The 20,479-nt window shown below is 74.2% G+C and carries 17 protein-coding genes; 9 read left to right on the top strand and 8 right to left on the bottom strand.

Annotation, left to right across the window (positions count from 1 at the left end; translation table 11 throughout):
• Window positions 1-97: 97 nt before the first annotated feature.
• Complete coding sequence (locus AC1C2W_RS08895; RefSeq protein WP_495412912.1) at window positions 98-1,297, top strand: MFS transporter; 1,200 nt, start codon at window positions 98-100, stop codon at window positions 1,295-1,297.
• Here AC1C2W_RS08895 and AC1C2W_RS08900 read toward each other — a convergent pair.
• The 5 genes from AC1C2W_RS08900 to sucC all read right to left on the bottom strand — a co-directional run bounded on the left by AC1C2W_RS08900 (window position 1,184) and on the right by sucC (window position 6,443).
• Entirely contained in the window at window positions 1,184-2,158 is a 975-nt protein-coding gene (locus AC1C2W_RS08900; RefSeq protein ID WP_495388519.1) for a helix-turn-helix transcriptional regulator, read from the bottom strand. The genes AC1C2W_RS08895 and AC1C2W_RS08900 overlap by 114 nt on opposite strands.
• A 111-nt stretch (window positions 2,159-2,269) precedes the next feature.
• Window positions 2,270-2,926, bottom strand: a complete 657-nt coding sequence (gene purN / locus AC1C2W_RS08905; RefSeq protein WP_495412913.1) for a phosphoribosylglycinamide formyltransferase — start codon at window positions 2,924-2,926, stop codon at window positions 2,270-2,272.
• A 9-nt stretch (window positions 2,927-2,935) separates the two neighbouring features.
• A complete protein-coding gene (locus AC1C2W_RS08910; protein WP_495412914.1) occupies window positions 2,936-4,180 on the bottom strand; it encodes a cell division protein PerM in 1,245 nt (414 codons plus the stop codon).
• A 157-nt stretch (window positions 4,181-4,337) separates the two neighbouring features.
• Complete coding sequence (sucD, locus tag AC1C2W_RS08915) at window positions 4,338-5,234, bottom strand: succinate--CoA ligase subunit alpha (RefSeq protein WP_495388522.1); 897 nt, start codon at window positions 5,232-5,234, stop codon at window positions 4,338-4,340.
• Between the two features lie 39 nt (window positions 5,235-5,273).
• Window positions 5,274-6,443 (bottom strand): ADP-forming succinate--CoA ligase subunit beta, encoded by a 1,170-nt coding sequence (gene sucC / locus AC1C2W_RS08920; protein WP_495388523.1) that lies wholly within the window; start codon window positions 6,441-6,443, stop codon window positions 5,274-5,276.
• Between the two features lie 322 nt (window positions 6,444-6,765).
• Between sucC and AC1C2W_RS08925 the strand changes: the two genes are divergently transcribed.
• The 7 genes from AC1C2W_RS08925 to AC1C2W_RS08955 all read left to right on the top strand — a co-directional run bounded on the left by AC1C2W_RS08925 (window position 6,766) and on the right by AC1C2W_RS08955 (window position 15,616).
• Entirely contained in the window at window positions 6,766-6,975 is a 210-nt protein-coding gene (locus AC1C2W_RS08925; protein WP_495388524.1) for an RNA polymerase subunit sigma-70, read from the top strand.
• The gene (locus AC1C2W_RS08930; protein WP_495388525.1) at window positions 6,975-7,529 is read left to right on the top strand and encodes a Clp protease N-terminal domain-containing protein; all 555 of its coding nucleotides are present in this window, start codon (window positions 6,975-6,977) and stop codon (window positions 7,527-7,529) included. Before AC1C2W_RS08925 ends, AC1C2W_RS08930 begins: the two co-directional genes overlap by 1 nt.
• A gap of 313 nt (window positions 7,530-7,842) precedes the next feature.
• Window positions 7,843-9,519, top strand: coding sequence for a potassium-transporting ATPase subunit KdpA (gene kdpA / locus AC1C2W_RS08935; RefSeq protein WP_495412915.1), 1,677 nt, complete (start codon window positions 7,843-7,845; stop codon window positions 9,517-9,519).
• Window positions 9,516-11,693, top strand: a complete 2,178-nt coding sequence (gene kdpB, locus AC1C2W_RS08940; protein ID WP_495412916.1) for a potassium-transporting ATPase subunit KdpB — start codon at window positions 9,516-9,518, stop codon at window positions 11,691-11,693. The genes kdpA and kdpB overlap by 4 nt, the downstream gene beginning before the upstream one ends.
• 32 nt (window positions 11,694-11,725) lie before the next feature.
• Window positions 11,726-12,367, top strand: coding sequence for a potassium-transporting ATPase subunit KdpC (kdpC, locus tag AC1C2W_RS08945; RefSeq protein WP_495389121.1), 642 nt, complete (start codon window positions 11,726-11,728; stop codon window positions 12,365-12,367).
• Window positions 12,368-12,392: 25 nt separating this feature from the next.
• On the top strand, window positions 12,393-14,915 hold the full coding sequence (locus AC1C2W_RS08950; RefSeq protein WP_495388528.1) for a DUF4118 domain-containing protein: 2,523 nt from the start codon (window positions 12,393-12,395) through the stop codon (window positions 14,913-14,915).
• On the top strand, window positions 14,912-15,616 hold the full coding sequence (locus AC1C2W_RS08955) for a response regulator (RefSeq protein ID WP_495388529.1): 705 nt from the start codon (window positions 14,912-14,914) through the stop codon (window positions 15,614-15,616). Before AC1C2W_RS08950 ends, AC1C2W_RS08955 begins: the two co-directional genes overlap by 4 nt.
• Window positions 15,617-15,623: 7 nt before the next feature.
• Here the strand turns inward: AC1C2W_RS08955 and AC1C2W_RS08960 are convergent, their stop codons facing one another.
• Window positions 15,624-16,220 (bottom strand): hypothetical protein, encoded by a 597-nt coding sequence (locus AC1C2W_RS08960; RefSeq protein WP_495388530.1) that lies wholly within the window; start codon window positions 16,218-16,220, stop codon window positions 15,624-15,626.
• 138 nt (window positions 16,221-16,358) lie between these two features.
• Here AC1C2W_RS08960 and AC1C2W_RS08965 point away from each other — a divergent pair, with 138 nt between their 5' ends.
• Window positions 16,359-16,520 (top strand): hypothetical protein, encoded by a 162-nt coding sequence (locus AC1C2W_RS08965; protein ID WP_495412917.1) that lies wholly within the window; start codon window positions 16,359-16,361, stop codon window positions 16,518-16,520.
• A 561-nt stretch (window positions 16,521-17,081) separates the two neighbouring features.
• Here AC1C2W_RS08965 and AC1C2W_RS08970 read toward each other — a convergent pair.
• Both AC1C2W_RS08970 and AC1C2W_RS08975 read right to left on the bottom strand, forming a co-directional pair.
• Window positions 17,082-19,757, bottom strand: coding sequence for a UvrD-helicase domain-containing protein (locus AC1C2W_RS08970; RefSeq protein WP_495388532.1), 2,676 nt, complete (start codon window positions 19,755-19,757; stop codon window positions 17,082-17,084).
• Window positions 19,758-19,816: 59 nt separating this feature from the next.
• Complete coding sequence (locus tag AC1C2W_RS08975) at window positions 19,817-20,443, bottom strand: NAD(P)-dependent oxidoreductase (protein ID WP_495412918.1); 627 nt, start codon at window positions 20,441-20,443, stop codon at window positions 19,817-19,819.
• Window positions 20,444-20,479: the final 36 nt, after the last annotated feature.

Consider the following 20,479-nt stretch of genomic DNA (forward strand, 5'->3'; position numbering starts at 1 on the left):
CCCCACCGCTCGTCGCGACCGGCGACGGCGGTCGTTCGATCAACCGCGCGCGACATCCGATCAACCGCCGCGGCGGGCGCGGCCCGAGGCTGGTGCCATGCCCGAGAACGCTCCCCCCACTTCGCTCCCATCGGCCCCGTCGGCCCCGCCGACCCCCTCGGTCCCTACCGCCCGCACGTCGTGGGCGCCGATCGTCGCGCTCGCCACCGGCATCGCAGCCCTCGTGTCGAGCGAGTTCCTGCCTGCCGCGGTGCTGCCCGCCCTCGCGGCGGACGTCGGCGTGAGCGAGGGCACCGCCGGCCTGGCCATCGCGGCGACCGCCGTCGCCGGCGCGCTGACCGCGCCGAGCATCGCGGTGCTGCTCCCCCGCACCGACCGGCGCACGGTGCTGATCGGGCTGCTCGTCCTGGCGATCGTGGCGAACCTCGGGGTGGCGCTCGCCCCGGGCTTCGTCCTCTTGCTCGCCGGCCGGGTGCTGCTGGGCGTCGCGCTCGCCGGCTACTGGGCCTTCGCCTTCCCGGTAGGCATCCGCGCCGTGCCCGGCCGCGCGCCCACCGTCTCGACCTCGATCGCGATGGGAGTCACCGTCGCCACGATCGTCGCCATCCCCGTCGCCTCGCTGGCCGGCGACCGGATCGGCTGGCGCGGCGTCTTCCTCGCCGCCGCCGTCCTCACCGCGGTGAGCGCGGTCGCCGTCGCGCGCACCATGCCTCCCGTGCCGCCGGACCCTACGGCCGGCCTGACCATGCTGCGCCGCGCGCTCGCCAACCGGCGCCTCGTCGCGGGCGTGGCCTGCATCGCGCTGGTCGCGTTCGGCAACTTCACCACCTACCCCTACATCCGCCTGGCGATCGCCGAGGTGGACGCGGCGCACACCCCGCTGCTGCTGCTCGCCTGGGGCGTGGGCGGCCTCGTCGGCAACCTCGCGGCGGGCCGGCTCGCCCGTCACCTGCGCCTGCTGGTCGCCGGGGCGCCGGTGCTCTTTGCCGCGAGCCTGCTCCTGCTCGCGAGCGCGACGACGGTCTGGACGCTCACCGTCGCCCTCGTCGGCTGGGGGCTCGCATTCAGCATGGTGCCGGTCGCGACCCAGCTCTGGGTGACGCGGGTTGAGCCGCAGCGCACCGAGTCGGCCCTCGCCCTCCAGGTGACCGCGTTCCAGGTGGCGATCGCCGTGGGCTCGGCGTCAGGAGGCGCGCTGCTGGACGCCCGCGGCGTGACGGCCGCGATCCTGGTCGGGGCCGGGGCCGCCGTCGTCGCCGGCCTGGGCTTCGCGACCCTGCGCCTGCCCCGCTCCTGAGGCGGCCGCCCGCCAGGCCTGCGGCGCGAGGCCGTGGTGTGCGGAGAACGCCCGGCTGAACGCCGCGGCGGACCCGTAGCCCACCGTGAGGGCCACGTGCTCCACGGCCCGCGCCGGGTCGCGCAGCAGCCGCCGCGCCTCGCCCATGCGCACGTCCCGCAGCACCTCCACGGGGCTGCGCCCGAGGGAGCGCCGGAAGCGCTCGCCGAGCGCCGAGCGGGACAGGTGCACGACGCGGCCCATGCGATCCACCGTCCATGCCTCCCCCGGCCGGTCGGTCAGCGCGGTGACGACGGCGTCGACGACGGGATCCGCGCGCCCCTGCTCCGGCTGCCCGTCCAGCCACGACTCCGTCATCGCCGACCCGACCAGCGCGCCGTAGCCGGCCGTGAAGAGCGACGGCGCACGCCGGCACTCCCCGCCGAGCTGGCACGTGCGCACCAGGGCGGCGACCCCGGAGTGCCGCGCCCCGAAGCCCGACACCACCAGCAGGCCGGGCAGCGGGCGGTCCGGGGCCACGACGCGCAGGTCGGCCACGACCACGTCGGAGACCTCTGTCGCGACCACCCGGTGCGCCGTGGACGCGTCGACGAGCGCCGCGCCGTCGGCCGCGAGCGCCGCGACGCCGCGGGCGGTCTCGATCACGACCGCCCCCGCGAGCACCATCACCCACCGGGCACCCGGGAGGTCGACGAGCTCCTGGCCCGGCTCGAGCGGCACGCGGCGCATCAGGGACAGCTCCCACACCGGCCCCGGGCCGGCCGTCCGCACGACCGGCAGGCGGGTGCGGTCCCGATCGGCAGGGTCGGCAGGGTCAGCCCCGTCAGCCCTGTCGGCACGGGCCAGCTCCACGACGGTCACAGCGAGGCCAGCGCCCGGCCGGACCGGGGTATTCCCCGGCGTCCGCCCCTCGGGACCCGACGGGCCCCGGGTCGCGGCAGGGCAAGCGTCAGGCAAGCGTCAGGGCTCGCGTCAGCCGAAGACGGCGCGGCGCCCCTCGACCCGCAGCCCCTCGCGCGCGACGCGACCGACGGTCTCGACCAGCAGGGCGCGCTCGGCGACCTTGATCCGCTCGTGCAGCGCGGCCTCGTCGTCGCCGTCGAGCACGGGCACCGTCACCTGCGCGAGGATCGGCCCGGTGTCCACGCCGGTGTCGACCACGTGCACCGTGCAGCCGGCCACCTTGACCCCGTACGCGAGCGCGTCCCGCACGCCGTGCGCGCCCGGGAACGAGGGCAGCAGGGCCGGGTGCGTGTTGACGATCCGACCCTCGAAGCGACCCACGAACGACTCCGCGAGGATGCGCATGAATCCGGCCAGCACCACGAAGTCCGGCCGGAAGACGGCCACGGCCTCGGCCACGCCGACGTTCCACGCCGCCCGGTCCTGGAAGTCCTTCGGGGCGACGACGACGGACGCCACGCCGGCGTCGCGCGCCAGGTCGAGCGCCCCGGCCGCCGGCCTGTCCGAGACGACGCCGACGACGCGCGCGCCGTAGCCGGGGTCGCCGTGCGTCGTGAGGAGGGCGGCGAGGTTGGAGCCGCCGCCGGACGCCAGGACGACGAGACGGGCCTGCGCCGACGACTCCGTGGACGTGGACGCGACGGGATGGCCGGACGGGGTCTGCACCACGCCACCCTACCGGCGGCGCGTCCTCGCCCCGAGTCCCAGGTGCGCCCATCCGAGCGCGACCGCGGCGCCCACGCCGACCTCGACGGCGACCACCGCGCCGGTCAGCAGTGGGGCCGCGCCCACCTGCGCCAGGCGCCCTGCACCGACCGCGCCCCCGGCCCACCACTGGAACAGGACGGCCAGCAGGCCGGTCGCGAGCACCACGCCGAGGAGCACCTGGGCGAGGTCGGGCCACCGCACGCGGTCGGGGTCCAGCCGGCGCCAGGCGGACCAGCCCGCGAGCGCCCCGCACGCCACGACCACGAGCGGCGCCCACACGGTCGCGGCGGCCCCCGCCCAGTCCGGGCCGGGCAGCGCGCCCAGCAGCGGCACCGCCGGCAGCGGGCCCGCCGTGGTGCCGGCGGGCGCGAACGCTGTGCCCTGCCCGACGGCGAAGCCGGGACCGGCGAGCCAGGCGGTGGCCCACAGCACGAGGTTGGGCAGCAGCGCGAGCTGCGCGACCGCGAGCACCACGCCGCCGATCCAGCCCGGGGCGAGGCCGGTGACCACGTCCTCCGACGTCGCCCGCCCGGCCACGATCCACACGAGCGTGAGCGCCCCGCCGACGCCGACCAGCGCCGTGAGCGCGAGGACGCCGGACTGCAGGCCGAGCCGCACGACGTCGGGCACGAACCGGTCGAGCCGCCCGCCCAAAGCGACGACGGCCGGCCGGTCCGGCGGGACGAGGATGCCCAGCGCGGCGCCCGTGCCGCCCACCACCAGGCCGCCGAGCGCCGCCAGCCCGATCCGCGGCCCGGCCGCCGCGAGGTCGGTGCCGCCCGCGACGCCGGAGGTGGCCGCCGCCAGCGCGCCCGTCACCACCGCGTACGTCACCGCCGCGCCGGTCCAGGCGGCGAGCGTGGGCAGCGCCGAGCGCTTGACCGACACGTAGGTCGTGAAGACGGCGAGGGCCCCGATCCCGAGCGGCACGAGCGTGATCACGCCCGCCCCGGCGGCCATCGGCACCCCGTGGCCCAGCAGCCACAGCCCCGTGGCGACGCCCACCGCGCCGGTCCAGGCGGATTCCGGCGACCCGCCGAGCACACCCACCACCGCGAGCAGCACCACCACCGCGCCGGACAGCACCGCCGCCTGGACCGTCGCCCAGGCCCCGGACGTCGCGGCCGCGAAGCGCTCGCTCCCACGGCCGAGGCTCCGGGCGGGCTTCTCCTCGACGGTGCGGGTGGGTCGGGTTCCGGGCGGTGCGCTCACGCGCCCATCGTCACCCGGGCGAGCGGAGGACGGGTGCAGACACGACGACGCCGGTTGAGCCTGTCGAAACCAGGGCGTGGTTTCGACAGGCTCAACCGGCGAGGGTGTCGCCAGGCTCAACCGGCGAGGGGTCTCGACAAGCTCGACCGGCGGATGGTCAGAGCGACTGCAGGATCTCGCGCATGAGCTCGGCGGTCTCGGACGGCGTCTTGCCGACCTTGACGCCCACGGCCTCGAGGGCCTCCTTCTTGGCCTGCGCGGTGCCGGCCGAGCCGGAGACGATGGCGCCGGCGTGGCCCATCGTCTTGCCCTCGGGGGCGGTGAAGCCGGCGACGTAACCGACGACCGGCTTCGTGACGTGCTCGGCGATGTAGGCCGCGGCGCGCTCCTCGGCGTCGCCGCCGATCTCGCCGATCATGACGATCGCCTTGGTCTCCGGGTCGTTCTCGAAGGCCTCGAGCGCGTCGATGTGCGTGGTGCCGATGACCGGGTCGCCGCCGATGCCGATGGCGGTGGAGAACCCGAGGTCCTTCAGCTCGTACATCATCTGGTAGGTCAGGGTGCCCGACTTCGACACGAGCCCGATCGGGCCCTTGCCGGTGATGGTGTGCGGGGTGATGCCGGCGAGCGACTCGCCAGGCGTGATGACGCCCGGGCAGTTCGGGCCGATCATCCGAGTCTTCTTGCCCTGCAGGTAGGCCCAGACCTCGGCCGAGTCCTGCACCGGCACACCCTCGGTGATGACGACGATGAGCGGCATCTCGGCGTCGACGGCCTCGAGGGCGGCGTCCTTGGTGAAGGCCGGCGGCACGAAGAGCACGGACACGTCCGCGCCCGTCTCCGCCATGGCCTCCTTGACGGTGCCGAACACCGGCAGGGTGACGTCGTTGCCCTCGTGGTCCTTGTGGGTCACGGTGGTGCCGGCCTTGCGGGCGTTGACGCCGCCCACGATCTGCGCGCCGGAGTCGAGCATCAGGGCGGTGTGCTTGGCACCCATCCCGCCGGTGATGCCCTGGACGATGATCTTCGAGTCCTTGTTGAGGTAGATCGACATGGCTCTTCTAGTCTCTGCTCTCTGCGGTCCGGAGGCGGGTCAGGCGTTGGCCAGCTCGGCGGCCTTGTCGGCGCCGCCGTCCATGGTCTCGGCGAGGGTCACGAGCGGGTGGTTCGCCTCGCGCAGGATCGCGCGGCCGAGGTCCACGTTGTTGCCGTCGAGGCGCACGACGAGCGGCTTGGTGGCCTCGTCGCCGAGGATCTCCAGCGCGCCGACGATGCCCTTGGCGACCTCGTCGCAGGCGGTGATGCCGCCGAAGACGTTGACGAACACGGACTTGACCTGCGGGTCGTTGAGGATGACGTCCAGGCCGTTGGCCATGACCGTGGCGTTCGCGCCGCCGCCGATGTCGAGGAAGTTGGCGGGCTTGACGCCGCCGTGCTCCTCGCCGGCGTACGCGACGACGTCGAGCGTGCTCATCACGAGGCCCGCGCCGTTGCCGATGATGCCGACCTCGCCGTCGAGCTTGACGTAGTTGAGGCCGTTCTCCTTGGCCTTCGCCTCGAGCGGGTCGGCCGCGGCCTTGTCCTCGAGCGCCTCGTGGTCCGGGTGGCGCACCTCGGAAGCGTTGTCGTCGAGGGTGACCTTGCCGTCGAGGGCGACGATCGCGCCGTCCTCGGTGCGGACCAGCGGGTTGACCTCGACGAGCGTGGCGTCCTCGGCCGTGAACACGGTCCAGAGCTTGCGGATGACGTCGGCGACGGGTGCCTTGAGGTCGTCGGCGAAGCCGGCGGTCTCCACGATCTCGGCGGCCTTGGCCTCGTCGATGCCGACAATCGGGTCGACGGCCACGCGGGCGAGAGCCTCGGGCCGCTCGACGGCGAGCTGCTCGATCTCCACGCCGCCCTCGACGGAGCACATGGCGAGGTAGTTGCGGTTGGAGCGGTCCAGGAGCACGGAGAAGTAGAACTCCTCGGCGATCTTGGCGCCCTGCGCCACCATCACGCGGTGGACGGTGTGGCCCTTGATGTCCATCCCGAGGATCTCGGTGGCCTTCTCCTCGGCCTCGGCCGGCGAGTGGGCCAGCTTGACGCCGCCGGCCTTGCCGCGGCCACCGACCTTCACCTGGGCCTTGACGACGACGGTCCCGCCGCCGAGCTTCTCTGCACCTGCGCGAGCCTCTTCGGGCGTCGTCGCGACGACGCCGCCGAGCACGGGCACGCCGTGCTTCTCGAAGATGTCACGAGCCTGGTATTCGAACAGGTCCACCCTGCTGCGTCCTTCCATCGGTGGTGCCCCTGGGTCGGCAAGGGCCGGCACGAACGATGTCTCGACATCAAGACATCCCCGAACAGGGTAGTCCGCCCGGCATGCGGGCGGGGACGCCCGCCCAGGATTCCCGAGACCCGTGACCGATCCCACAGCCGCCGAGTTGTCAGGGCCACACGCATGGATACCTGCACGTGGCCCTGACACCCCTCGGGCCAGCGGAGTTGTCAGGGCCACACGCATGAATACCTGCGCCTGGTCCTGACAACTCGCTGCGTCAACAGGGGTTGACGCGCGGGTGTCCGTCAACCATGGTTGACGCATGACCGAGAAGACGCTCGCCGGGTCCGCCGCCGGCGACGACCCCGCAGAAGGCCTGCGCGCCGTCCGCGCGCTGCGCGACCTCGCCGACCGGCTCGAGACGCTCCAGGTGGAGCGGGCTCGGGACCTCGGCTGGTCGTGGCAGGACGTCGCGGACGCGCTCGGCGTCAGCAAGCAGGCGGTCCACAAGAAGCACGGCAGGAGGATCTGATGTTCGAGAGGTTCACGAAGGACGCGAGGGCGGCGGTGACCGACGCCGTCGTCGTCGCCCAGGAGCGACGCTCCCCCAGGGTCGACACCCGCCACCTGCTGGTGGCGCTCGCCGAGTCCACCGGGCAGGCGTCGGCGGCGCTCCGCGCCGCGGGCCTCGACCCCGCCGACGTCGCCGCGCGTGCCCGGCGCGACGTCACCGCGGGCGAGACGCTCGACGCCGACGCCCTCGCCGCGGTCGGCGTCGACCTCGACGAGGTGCGGCGTCGCACCGACCAGGTCTTCGGGGCCGGCGCGCTCGAGCGGGCCGGCACGCACCGGGCACGCCGCGGCAAGCACGTCCCGTTCGCCGCCGACGCCAAGAAGGCCCTCGAGCTCTCCCTGCGCGAGTCGATCCGCCTGGCGGACAAGGGCATCGACGGCGGCCACCTGCTGCTCGGCATCCTGCGCGCCGAATGCCCCGGCGGCCGCGTGCTCGAGGCCGCGCTGCGTGACGCCGGCACCGACATCGCCGCGCTGCGCACGACCGTGGAAGGCGCCCGCCCCGCCGCCTGACCCCGGTCCGCTTCTGCTCGTCGACGGCCGCTGACGACCACCGTCGTCAGCGGGCCGTCAACGTTCGCGGCCGGGGCGTCAAGGCTCCGTCAAGGACGCCGTCGGGGGCCTCGGCCGCGACTAGACCGGGCCTTATGAGCGATCTTCTCTACGTCCTGCTCACCGTGGCGTTCTTCGCCGCGGTTGCCCTCGTCACCCGGCGGATGCCGGCATGACGCCCGTCGACGCCACCTTCCTCGGCCTCATGCTGGCCGCCCTCGTCTACCTCCTCGTCGCGCTGCTGCGCGACGGACGGGAGCGCTGAGGCGACCCGATGAGCCCGACCACCACCACGATCCTCGCCGCCGGCGGGCAGCTGCTGCTGCTCCTGGCGATGCTCGCCGCCGCGCACACGCCCCTCGGCGCGTACATGGCGCGCGTCTACTCCTCGCCGCGGCACTCGCGGCTCGAGCGCGGCTGGTACCGCGCCGTGCGCGTCGACCCCGACGCGCCGCAGCACTGGCGTTCCTACCTGCTGTCCGTGCTCGGCTTCTCCCTCGCCTCGGTCCTGGCCCTGTACGCCCTGGGGCGACTGCAGCAGCACCTGCCCTGGAACCTCGGCCTCACCGGACTCGACCCCGCCGGCGCGTGGAACACCGCCGTCAGCTTCACCACCAACACGAACTGGCAGTGGTACTCCGGCGAGGCGGCCGCGGGTCACCTGCTGCAGATGGCCGGCCTCGCCGTGCAGAACTTCGTCTCGGCGGCCGTCGGCATCTCCGTGGCGATCGCGCTGGTGCGCGGCTTCGTCCGGTCCGGGACCGACGCCCGGATCGGCAACTTCTGGGCCGACCTCACCCGCTCTGTCGTGCGGATCCTGCTGCCGATCTCGTGCGTCGCGGCGCTGGTACTGGTAGCGAGCGGCGTGATCCAGAACCTCGACCCGCACACGGCGGTCACGACGCTCGACGGCGGCACGCATCACCTGCTCGGCGGCCCGGTCGCCTCGCAGGAGGCCATCAAGGAGCTCGGCACCAACGGCGGCGGGTTCTTCAACGCCAACTCGGCCCACCCGCTGGAGAACCCCAACCCATGGACCAACCTGCTGGAGATCTTCCTCATCCTCCTGATTCCCACGGCCCTCCCCCGCACCTTCGGGCTCCTCGTGGGCGACCGGCGCCAGGGTTGGGCGATCCTCGGCGCGATGGTGGGCCTCCTGCTCGTCGCCGTCGCCCTCACTACCTGGGCGGAGCTCGCCGGCCCGGGGTCGGCACCGCAGGCCGCGGGCGCTGCCACGGAGGGCAAGGAGACCCGGTTCGGGCTCGCCGCGAGCGCCCTGTTCGCGGTCGCGACCACCGGCACCTCGACGGGCGCCGTCAACGCGATGCACGACTCGTTCACCGCCCCCGGCGGGGGCGTGGTGCTCTTCGACATGCTGCTCGGCGAGGTCGCACCCGGCGGCGCGGGCTCCGGGCTGTACGGGATGCTGGTCCTCGCGATCCTGGCCGTCTTCGTCGCCGGGCTCATGGTGGGCCGCACCCCCGAGTACCTCGGCAAGAAGATCGGCCGCGGCGAGATGACGCTGGTCGCCCTGTACGTGCTGGCCACCCCGGCGATCGTGTTGGTCGGCACGGCGGTCGCCGTGTCTGTCGAGCCGGGCCTCGCCGGCATCCAGGAGCCCGGGCCGCACGGCCTGTCCGAGGTCCTCTACGCGTTCGCGTCGGCCGGGAACAACAACGGGTCCGCCTTCGGCGGCCTCACGTCCGGCACGCCCTTCTACAACACGATGCTCGGGCTGGCGATGCTCGCCGGCCGGTTCGTGCCGATCGCCCTCGTCCTCGCACTCGCGGGTCGTCTGGCCTCGCAGCGCGGCGTGCCGGCGTCCGCCGGCACGCTGCCCACGCACCAGCCCCTCTTCGTGGGCCTGGTCGCGACGGTCGCGCTCGTCGTCGTCGGCCTCACCTTCATCCCCGTCCTGTCCCTCGGCCCTGTCGCGGAGTCCCTGTCATGACCCACACCACCCTCAGCCCGGCGGCCGTCACCCCCGACGGCGCCGGCCGCTCCCGTCCCCCGCGCAGGGGGCCCGGGCGCTCGCTCACCCCGACCCAGGTCCGCGCCGCGCTGCCGGGCGCACTGCGCGGGATGGACCCGCGCGCGCTGCGGCACACCCCCGTCCTGCTCGTGGTCGAGGTCGGCGCAGCCGCGACCACGGTGCTCGCCGTCGCGGCCCCGAGCGTGTTCGCCTGGTGCGTCACCCTGTGGCTCTGGGCCACGGTGCTGTTCGCCGCGCTGGCCGAGTCGATCGCCGAGGCCCGCGGCCGCGCCCAGGCCTCGTCGCTGCGAGCCACCCAGCGCCGGACGACGGCCCGCAAGGTGCTCGCCCCGCAGGACAACACCCTCGCGGCCGGGACCGGGCACTGGGACCTGCCCACCGCAGAGGTCCCGTCGGGCGAGCTCCGGGTGGGCGACACCGTCGTGGTCGTCGCGGGCGAGACGATCCCGGGCGACGGCGACGTGGTCGACGGCGTCGCCTCGGTCGACGAGTCCGCCATCACAGGCGAGTCGGCGCCGGTGATCCGCGAGTCCGGCGGCGACCGGTGCGCCGTGACGGGCGGCACCGTGGTGCTCTCCGACCGCATCGCCGTGCGGATCAGCACGCCCCCCGGGCAGAGCTTCGTGGACCGCATGATCGCCCTCGTGGAGGGCAGCGAGCGGCAGCGCACCCCGAACGAGGTGGCGCTCAACCTGCTGCTCACCTCGCTCACCGCGGTGTTCGTCCTCGCGGTGGCCACGCTGCAGCCGTTCGCGGTCTACAGCGGCTCGCGCCAGGACGTGCTCGTCCTCGTCGCGCTGCTGGTGTGCCTCATCCCGACGACGATCGGCGCCCTGCTCTCCGCGATCGGCATCGCCGGCATGGACCGGCTGGTGCAGCGCAACGTGCTCGCCATGTCGGGTCGCGCGGTCGAGGCCGCCGGCGACGTCGACGTGCTGCTCCTCGACAAGACCGGCACCATCACCTACGGCAACCGGCGGGCGGCGGCCCTCCTGCCGGTCGGTGGGACGCCCGAGGCCGACCTCGCCGCCGCCGCGCGGCTCGCCTCCCTCGCGGACGAGACGCCCGAGGGCCGCAGCATCGTCGACCTCGTCGACGCCGTCGCCCGCACGACCGGCGGCGCGGCGCTCCCGGCCGGCGCGCAGCTGGTCGCGTTCAGCGCCCAGACCCGCATGTCCGGGGTCGACCTGCCCGGGGTCGACCTGCCCGGCGGGGGCCACGCCGCCCGCCGCCTCCGCAAGGGGGCCGCGTCGGCGGTGCGCCGCTGGGTGGGCAGCACCGGCGCCCGGGTGCCGGACGGCGAGGCGGCCGAGCTCGCCGCGCACGTCGACGCCGTCGCGCGCGCGGGCGGCACGCCGCTCGTCGTGGCCGAGCAGGCCGGTGACGCGCCCGCGCGAGTGCTCGGCGTCGTGCACCTCAAGGACGTCGTCAAGGAGGGCATGCGCGAGCGCTTCGACGAGCTGCGCGCGATGGGGATCCGCACCGTGATGGTCACGGGCGACAACGCCGTCACGGCGCAGGCCATCGCCGACGAGGCGGGCGTGGACGACGTGCTCGCCGAGGCGACGCCGGAGGACAAGCTGGCGCTGATCCGCCGGGAGCAGGAGGGTGGGCGGCTCGTCGCGATGGCCGGCGACGGCACCAACGACGCCCCCGCGCTCGCGCAGTCCGACGTCGGGGTGGCGATGGCGTCAGGCACGTCGGCCGCGAAGGAGGCCGGCAACATGGTCGACCTCGACTCCGACCCCACCAAGCTGATCGAGATCGTGGAAATCGGCAAGCAGCTGCTCATCACGCGCGGCGCGCTGACGACGTTCTCGGTGGCGAACGACATCGCGAAGTACTTCGCGATCCTGCCGGCGATGTTCTCCGGGCTGTTCCCGCAGCTCGCGGTGCTCAACGTGATGCACCTGAGCTCGCCCCGGTCGGCGATCCTCTCGGCGGTCGCCTTCAACGCCCTCATCATCCTCGTGCTCGTGCCGCTGGCCCTGCGCGGGGTGCGCTACCGCCCGTCGTCGGCGTCGGCCCTGCTGCGCCGCAACCTCTGGGTCTTCGGCGTCGGCGGCCTGGTGGCGCCGTTCGCCGGCATCAAGCTCATCGACCTCGTCGTCTCCCTGATCCCCGGCCTGTGACGCCGGCACCCTGGAGGAACCCCATGGACCTCATGACCGCCACGAAGTCCCGTCCCGGCCGCGCGCCCCGCACGACGAGCGGCACCCTCGCCCGGCAGACGCTCGCCGGGGCGCGCATGCTGCTCGCCTTCACCGTCCTGCTCGGCCTCGCCTACCCGCTCGCCGTGACCGGCGTCGGCCAGGCCCTGTTCGGCTGGCGCGCCGACGGCTCGCTCGTGACGGCCGACGGCAGCCCGACCCGCGACCGCTCCGAGGCCGCCGGCTCCGCCCTCGTCGGGCAGCCGTTCGAGGGCGACGAGTGGTTCCACCCGCGTCCCTCGGCGGCGGGCGACGGCTACGACACCCTCGCCTCGGCGGGGTCCAACCTCGGCCCGGAGAGCCCCGAGCTCGTCGCCGCGATCGAGGAACGACGCGCCCGGGTCGCGAGCACCGAGGGCGTCGCCGAGGACGACGTGCCGCCCGACGCGGTCACGGCGTCCGGCTCCGGCCTCGACCCGCACATCAGCCCGGAGTACGCCGCGATCCAGGTGGACCGGGTGGCGCGGGCGCGGGGGCTCGGACCGGACGAGGTCCGCGACCTGGTGGCCGAGTACACCCGCGGCCGCGCGCTCGGCGTGCTCGGCGACCCGCGGGTTGATGTGCTCGGCCTGAACCAGGCCCTCGCGGACCGGTGACGGGCCGGTGGCGGAGAATGCCCGCATGACCACTCCCGCTCGTCGGGGCCGCCTCACCGTGTACCTCGGCGCCGCGCCCGGCGTCGGCAAGACGTTTGCCATGCTCGACGAGGCGGAGCGCCGCGGCGCGCGCGGGACCGACGTCGTCGTGGGCCTGGTCGAGACGCACGGCCGCGCGGCGACGGCCGCCAAGCTGCGCGGGCTCGAGGCGGTGCCGCGGCGCCGGGTCACCCACCGCGGCACCACCCTCACCGAGCTCGACGTCGACGCGGTCGTGCGCCGTGCGCCCGATGTGGTGCTCGTCGACGAGCTGGCACACACCAATGCCCCCGGCTCGCCCCACCCCAAGCGATGGCAGGACGTCCGCGACCTGCTCGACGCCGGGATCGACGTCGTCACGACGGTCAACGTGCAGCACCTCGCGTCCCTCACGGACGACGTCGAGGCGATCACCGGGGTGCGGCAGCACGAGACCGTGCCCGACCAGGTGGTGCGCGACGCCGACCAGATCCAGCTCGTCGACCTGTCGCCCCACCAGCTGCGCCGCCGGCTCGCGCACGGCAACGTCTACCGGCCGGAGCAGATCGACGCATCGCTGCGCCAGTTCTTCCGCGAGGGCAACCTCACGGCCCTGCGTGAGCTGGCGTTGCTGTGGCTCGCCGACCGGGTCGACGACGCCCTGACCCGGTACCGCAGCGACCACGACATCGCGAGCACCTGGCCCGCGCGGGAGCGGATCGTCGTGGCCGTCACGGGCGGGGAGGAGAGCGAGACGCTGCTGCGGCGCGGGGCCCGGATCGCGCAGCGCGCCGCCGGGGCCGAGCTGCTGGCGGTGCACGTGCTGCCGACCGACGGCCTGCCGTCGGCCCCGCCCGCCGCGATCGCCGCCCAGCGCGCGCTGGTCGAGTCGCTCGACGGCACGTTCCACACGGTGCTGGGCGAGGACGTGCCGTCCGCCGTGGTGGACTTCGCCCGCGGCGTGAACGCGACCATGATCGTGGTGGGCGTGTCCCGGCACTCGCGCTGGCGGCAGGCCGTGCTCGGGTCGTCCAGCACCGAGATCGCTCGCCTCTCGGACAGCATCGACGTGCACCTGGTCGCTCACGACCGCGCCCGCAGCGGCGCCCGGCTCCCGTCGCGGACGGCGTCCCTGTCCCGCACCCGGCGCGTCTGGGGGTGGGCCGCGGCCCTCGCCGTCCCCGGCCTGCTCACGGGGCTGTTCCTCGCCTTCGGACCGCGCGCCGCGTCGCTGCCGACCGAGATCGTCCTGTTCCTCGCCGGGGTGGTCGCGGTCGCCCTGGTGGGTGGGCTGTGGCCCGCCGTCGTCGCCGCCGTGGTGTCGTTCGTCTGCCTCAACTGGTTCTTCACGGCGCCCACCGGGATGCTCACCGTCGCCGACCCCGAGAACCTCCTGGCCCTGGTCGTCTTCGTGCTGGTCGCGGCCGCCGTGGCGTCCGTCGTGGACCTCGCCGCGCGGCGGACGGTCCAGGCGTACCGGTCCCGGGCCGAGGCCTCGACCCTCGCCGCGCTCTCCCGGTCGGTGCTCGCCGGGGAGGACACGGCGCAAGCGATCGTGCAGCGCCTCGCCCTGACCTTCGGCCTCGACGAGGTGCGCCTAGAGGCACGGCAGGACGACCGCGCGCCCTGGCAGACCGTCGCGCACGCCGGCCGAACGGCGGGCACGGACGGCTCGAGCGAGGTACGCATCGACCACACCCGCCGCCTCGTCCTCGTCGGTCGGGCGCTGCCCGCGAGCGACCAGCAGGTGGTCGAGGCGTTCGGCAGCCAGGCGGCGATCGTGCTGGAGCACCACCGGCTGCGCGAGCAGGCGGCCGCCGCCCGCGAGCTCGAGCACGCCGAGGCCACCCGCACGGCGCTGCTCGCCGCCGTGTCCCACGACCTGCGGACGCCGCTGGCCGCGATCCGCACCGCGGCGGACGGGCTCGCGGCCACCGACGTCGAGCTCGACCCCGAGGACACGGACGCGCTCACGGCCACGATCCGGGAGTCGACGGGAAGGCTCGAGCGGCTGATCGACAACCTGCTCGACCTGTCCCGGCTCCAGACCGGCTCGGTCCGCCCGCTGCTGCGCGCCGCGTCGCTCGAGGAGGTGGTGCCGCTCGCGGTGGAGCCGTGGCTGGGCACACTTCGGCTCGACGTCCACGAGGACCTGCCGCTGGTCCGCACCGACCCGGGGCTCCTGGAGCGCGTCGTGGCGAACCTCGTGTCCAACGCCGTGCGACACTCGCCGCGCGGTGCGCCCGTGCGTGTCTCGGCGTCCGCGGCCCCGGACGTCGTCGAGGTCCGGGTGACCGACGCCGGGCCCGGCGTCACCGACGACCGGAAGGAGACCATGTTCCAGCCCTTCCAGCGCCTCGGCGACACTGGCACGGGCCTCGGGCTCGGCCTCGCGGTCGCCGACGGCCTTGCCCGGGCCGTCGGGGCGTCCGTCGCCGCGGAAGACACCCCCGGCGGCGGGCTCACGATGGTCCTGACGGTGCCGCGGGCGACCGCCACGGTGACCGACGGGCCGGGCGGGGCGTCGTGACGACCGGGCCCGAAGGGCCGGGCAACCGGGTGCTGGTGGTCGACGACGACGCCGGCCTGGCGCGGGCGCTGGCGATCAACCTGCGCGCACACGGCTGGGAGGTGACGGTCGCGGGGACGGGCACGTCCGCACTGGACTCCGCCTCGTCCGCGCACCCGGACGTGATCGTGCTGGACCTCGGTCTGCCCGACGTGTCCGGCCTCGACGTCATCGCCGGGATCCGGGGGTGGAGCAGGGTGCCCATCGTGGTGCTCTCCGCGCGCCAGCTCGGCGAGGACAAGGTGGACGCGCTGGACGCCGGCGCCGACGACTACGTGACCAAACCGTTCGCCATGAACGAGCTGCTGGCGCGGCTGCGGGCGGCCGTCCGGCGCGCGCGGCCCGCCGAGGCCTCCTCGGACCCGGTGGTCACCGCCGGACGGCTGCGCATCGACCTGGCTCGGCGGACCGTCGAGCGCGACGGCGCCGAGGTGCGCCTGACACCCACCGAATGGGCGCTGCTCGAGGTGCTGGTGCGCCACCGCGGGCGCATGGTCGGGCGCAAGCAGCTCCTGCAGGACGTGTGGGGCCCCGGCTACGACACCGAGACGAACTACCTGCGGGTCTACACGGCGCAGCTGCGGCGCAAGCTCGAGGACGACCCAGGGAGCCCGCGCCACCTCCTCACCCATCCGGGCGCCGGGTACCGGTTCGAGGCGTGACGCGTCGTCAGCGGGCGGCCGGGCGCTCCACGGCGGTCGCCGCCAGGTAGGCCCGCCCGCGCGGGGAGAGGCGGTAGCCGACGTCGAGGCTCTCGGTGAGCCCGAGCTCCTTGAGCCGCCGCACCCGGATCTTGAAGGCGTCGCGCTCCATCCCCAGGCCCTCGCCGAGGGTGCGCGCGACGACGGCGGGCTGCGCGGCGATCAGCTCCAGGTAGGTCCGTGTCCAGGGCTCCGACGCCGCCCGGTCCATGCGCGCGAGCCGTGTCCGGATGGCGTCGACGGCCTCGTCGTCCAGGTCGGCGTCCTCGCGGAGCGCGACCCTGGGGTCGGGACCGGCCAGCCGCAGGCCGACGCGGTACAGCTCGCCCTCCCCGCGGCGCTCGACCCAGGCGCGCGCCGCGTCCGCCGAGCGGAATCCCGCCGCGCGGGCGTCGGCGTCGTCGATCGCCCCGGCCTCGACCGGGTCCACGGACGTCACCTCGACCACCCCGATGCGCGTGCGCATCACCGACCCGGGGCGCACCCGCACCACCGTCCAGCGGCGGTAGGTGTGCGTGACCGTCCCGTCGGCGACCCCGCGCAGCGTCCTGGCGTCGAGCAGCACACCATCACGATGCCAGGCGACGACCCGCCCTGCTGATCGGACGCCCGACGGCGCCCCCGCGTCGTGGCACGGTAATCGGCGAGCAGCGCAGCAGCCGCGGCAGTCACGAACCAGCTGCCCTCGCAGACGAACTTCGACGTGTTCGGTCTCAAGGTGTCGATCGACCTCGGGATCTCGCTGTCGTTGCAGACCTTCTGGTACGGCAACGACCTCCACCTCCTCGGATTCGCGATCGGGGCCGGGGTCGGCCTCGGGGGTGGCCCCACGGTGTTCGGCGGTCACATCTCGAACTTCGGCTGATGGCCGGGGCGGCGACGGCGAGCGCCGCTGCATCGATCCTCGCTCCGTTGAGGTCCGCGATGACCGCGGGAGCACACTGCCCTCGGCGCGACCTTCCAGTGGCCCGGGGACATCGCCCGCAAGGGCGGCGAGCTCTTCGCCCAGGTCTCGGGGGTGGCGTCCGCGATCACGGCCGGCGCGAATGCGATAGTCACCTCGCCCGACGGCCCGGGCATCGTGGCGGCAGTCCTCGCCGACCCGAGGAGCAGCGCCAGCACCGACAAGGTCCTTGACTCCGGGCTGTTCGGCCCGGCGATCAACGCCGTCAGGGCAGCCTCCTTGCTGCGCACCACGTTCGTCGGCTGGTCCACGGGAGCCCAGATCGCGCCTCAACAGCTCCATCTGCACGTTCGAGTTCGGTGCAGGCCTGATCGGCATCGGGACGTTCGTGCAGGTCATCATGACGGACGACCTCGACCTGATCGGATTCACGCTGAACGTCGGCGCAGGAGGGGGCTTTGCCAGCTCGACCGGCTGCGGCTCGATCTCCGCGGGATAGCTCCGCCGGGGTTGCTCCGCCGACTAGAGCTTGGTGACCGGCGAGTACCGCAGCAGGAGCCGCTTGGTGCCGTCCGCGCCGAAGTCGATCCGCGCGACCGAGTTGGGGCCGCTGCCCTCGAGCGACACGACCGTGCCCAGGCCGTACGCGTCGTGCGTCACCTTGTCCCCGACGTCGAGCGACGGGACGTCCGTCGCCGTGCGCGGCGTCGCCGACCCGAACGTGGCGCCCGTGGACGTCGTCGCACCGTCCTTGGGCCGCCCGATCCGACCGCCGGGCGCCGACGGCGACGAGGGCTGGCGGCGCTCCGCCGTCCGGCGCTCGCCCGAGCGGCGCTCCGACGACCAGGTGCGCCGGTCCCCCCAGGCCGACCCGCCGCGCCGCAGCGCCTGAGTCGAGGACTCGCGCCGCCGCCAGTCCCACAGCTCCTCGGGGATCTCCTCGAGGAACCGGCTGGGCGGGAACTCGTTGGCCATGCCCCACGCCGAGCGCACCGCGGACCGGCTCACGTAGAGCCGCTCGCGCGCCCGCGTGATCCCGACATACGCCAGGCGGCGCTCCTCCGCGAGCTCGCTGTCGTCGTGCAGCGAGCGCATGTGCGGGAAGGTGCCGTCCTCCATGCCGGTGAGGAAGACGACGGGGAACTCGAGGCCCTTGGCCGTGTGCAGCGTCATCAGCGTGACGACGCCCTGGTCCTCCTTGGGCTGCTGCTCCGCCTCGCCGTCGGCCACGTCCTCGGCGGGGATCTGGTCGGCGTCGGCCACCAGCGACACCCGCTCCAGGAAGTCCGCGAGGTCGCCCTCCGGGTCCAGCTCGCTGAACTCGGTCGCGACGGCGTGCAGCTCCGCGAGGTTCTCCACGCGCGACGCGTCCTGCGGGTCGTCGGACGCACGCAGCTCCGCGAGGTACCCCGTGCGGTCCAGGACCGCGCCGAGGATCGTCGCGGGCGACTCGCCGTCGTCGACGAGGGCGCGCAGGTCGCGCATCATGTCGCGGAACGCCAACAGCGGCTTGGACGTGCGGGTCGTGAGGCCGGGGATCTCGTCCGCGCGCTCGAGCGCGCCACCGAACGAGATGCGCTCGCGGTCCGCGAACCCGGCCACCATGGACTCGGCCTTGTCCCCCAGCCCGCGCTTGGGCACGTTGAGCACGCGGCGCAGGTTGACGTCGTCGTCCGGGTTGGCCAGCGCGCGCAGGTAGGCGACGGCGTCCTTGACCTCGCGGCGCTCGTAGAACCGGGTACCGCCCACCACCTTGTACGGCAGGCCGACGCGGATCAGCACCTCCTCGAGCGCACGCGACTGCGCGTTGGTGCGGTAGAACACCGCGACGTCGCCGGGGCGCACGCCGTCCGAGTCGCCGAGCCGGTCGATCTCCTCGGCGACGAACCGCGCCTCGCCGTGCTCATCGTCAGCCACGTAGCCGACGATCTTCGCCCCCGCGCCGGCGTCGGTCCACAGCCGCTTGGGCTTGCGGTCCGGGTTGCGCGAGATCACCGCGTTGGCGGCCGAGAGGATGGTCTGGGTGGAGCGGTAGTTCTGCTCCAGCAGGATGGTCGTGGCGTCCGGGTAGTCCTCCTCGAACTCCACGATATTGCGGATCGTGGCGCCGCGGAACGCGTAGATCGACTGGTCGGCGTCGCCGACGACGGTCAGCTCGGCCGGGTCCAGCTCCTCGGTGGTTGAGTCTGTCGAAACCCCCGCCAGCTCCCGCACCAGCATGTACTGCGCGTGGTTCGTGTCCTGGTACTCGTCCACCAGGATGTGCCGGAACCGGCGCCGGTAGTGCTCCGCGACGTTCGGGAACGCCTGCAGCAGGTTGACCGTGGTCATGATGATGTCGTCGAAATCCAGGGCGTTCGCCTGCGCGAGCCGCTGCTGGTAGCGGCGGTAGACGTCCGCCAGCACGGTGTCGAACTCCGGCCCCTGCGCCGGCAGCGCGCCGGAACCGGCCCGGGCGGAGCGCTCGCGCCAGCCCTCCTCGGTCGCGTCGGCGCCCGAGCTCTGTGCGTACGTCTCCGGGTCGATCAGCTCGTTCTTCAGGTCGCTGATCTTGTGCGCGAGCGACCGGGCCGGGTACTTCTTCGCGTCGAGGCCGAGCTCCCGCGTCACCAGCGTGATGAGGCGCTGGCTGTCCGCGGCGTCGTAGATGGAGAAGCTGGAGCGCAGGCCGAGGGTCTTGGCCTCCTTGCGCAGGATCCGCACGCACGCCGAGTGGAACGTCGAGACCCACATCCGCCCGCCCGCGGGACCCACCAGGTCCACGACGCGCTCGCGCATCTCCGCGGCGGCCTTGTTGGTGAACGTGATCGCGAGGATCTCGCCCGACCGGGCGCGGCCGGTGGCGAGCAGGTAGGCGATGCGGTGCGTGAGCACGCGCGTCTTGCCCGAGCCCGCACCCGCGACGATGAGCAGCGGCGAGCCGTGGTGCACGACGGCGGCCCGCTGCTGCGGGTTCAGGCCGTCCAGCAGGGCGTCCGGGTCCAGGTGCGAGAACGCCCCGCGAGCCCGCGGGGTCGCGTCGTCGTGCCCCCCGTCGTGCGCACCGGCCGCGGCGTCGCGCACCCAGTCGGGCGCGCCCGCCGCGGGGTCGGCGGCGTCGTCGTCCCACCGCGGTGCGATGGACGGAAGGCGCGCGGTGTCGTCCTTCGCGGCGTGGTCGAACCCGGGCAAGGAGAGGCTGTCGAACAGGGAGGTCATCGTGGACCAAGCCTAGGCGTCGCGGCCGACATCCCAGTGCCCCGCCGCCCAGGCGCTGGTCAGCCCGCCACCGACACCGTCGCTCCCACGGCCGTCGGGTCGGCCAGCAGGTCACACGCAGCCGCCGCGAGGTCGGCGCGCCGCATCGACCAGCGCCACCGCACGTTGCCCTCCCGGCGCTCGTGGTGACGCCCTCGCGCAGCGCCGTCGCGCAGCATCGGCGGCCGCACGATCGTCCAGTCGAGCCCGGAGCCCCGCACCGCCGCCTCGGCGCGCGCGAAACCCGTGTTCGCGTCCCGCAGCGACCTCGCCAGGATCGGCTTCGCGAGGTAGCGGCTGAGCGGGTCGTCGCCGTCCACCACCCAGCCGCTGGCGGTCACCACCACGACGCGGCGCACCCCGGCGTCCCGCGCCGCGCGGAGCAGCACCTCCGTGAGCTCCCCCTGGACACCGGGCACGCTGCCCGGCACGGGCCCGAGGGCGGACACCACGGCCTCGGTCCCTGCCAGGGCGGCGGTGACCGCCGCGACGTCGAGCCCGTCCGCGGTCGCGACGTCGTCCGGCCGCAGGTCGCCCAGCCGGGCGGGGTCGCGCACCACCGCGACGACGTGGTGCCCGCGGCGACGGGCCTCGTCCACCAGCAGGCGGCCGGTACGGCCGGTGGCGCCCAGGACGGCGATCTTCATCTGTCGCTCCTTCGGTTGAGGTAGGCATGGGGGTGA

Source organism: Isoptericola sp. Y581, from assembly GCF_059445475.1.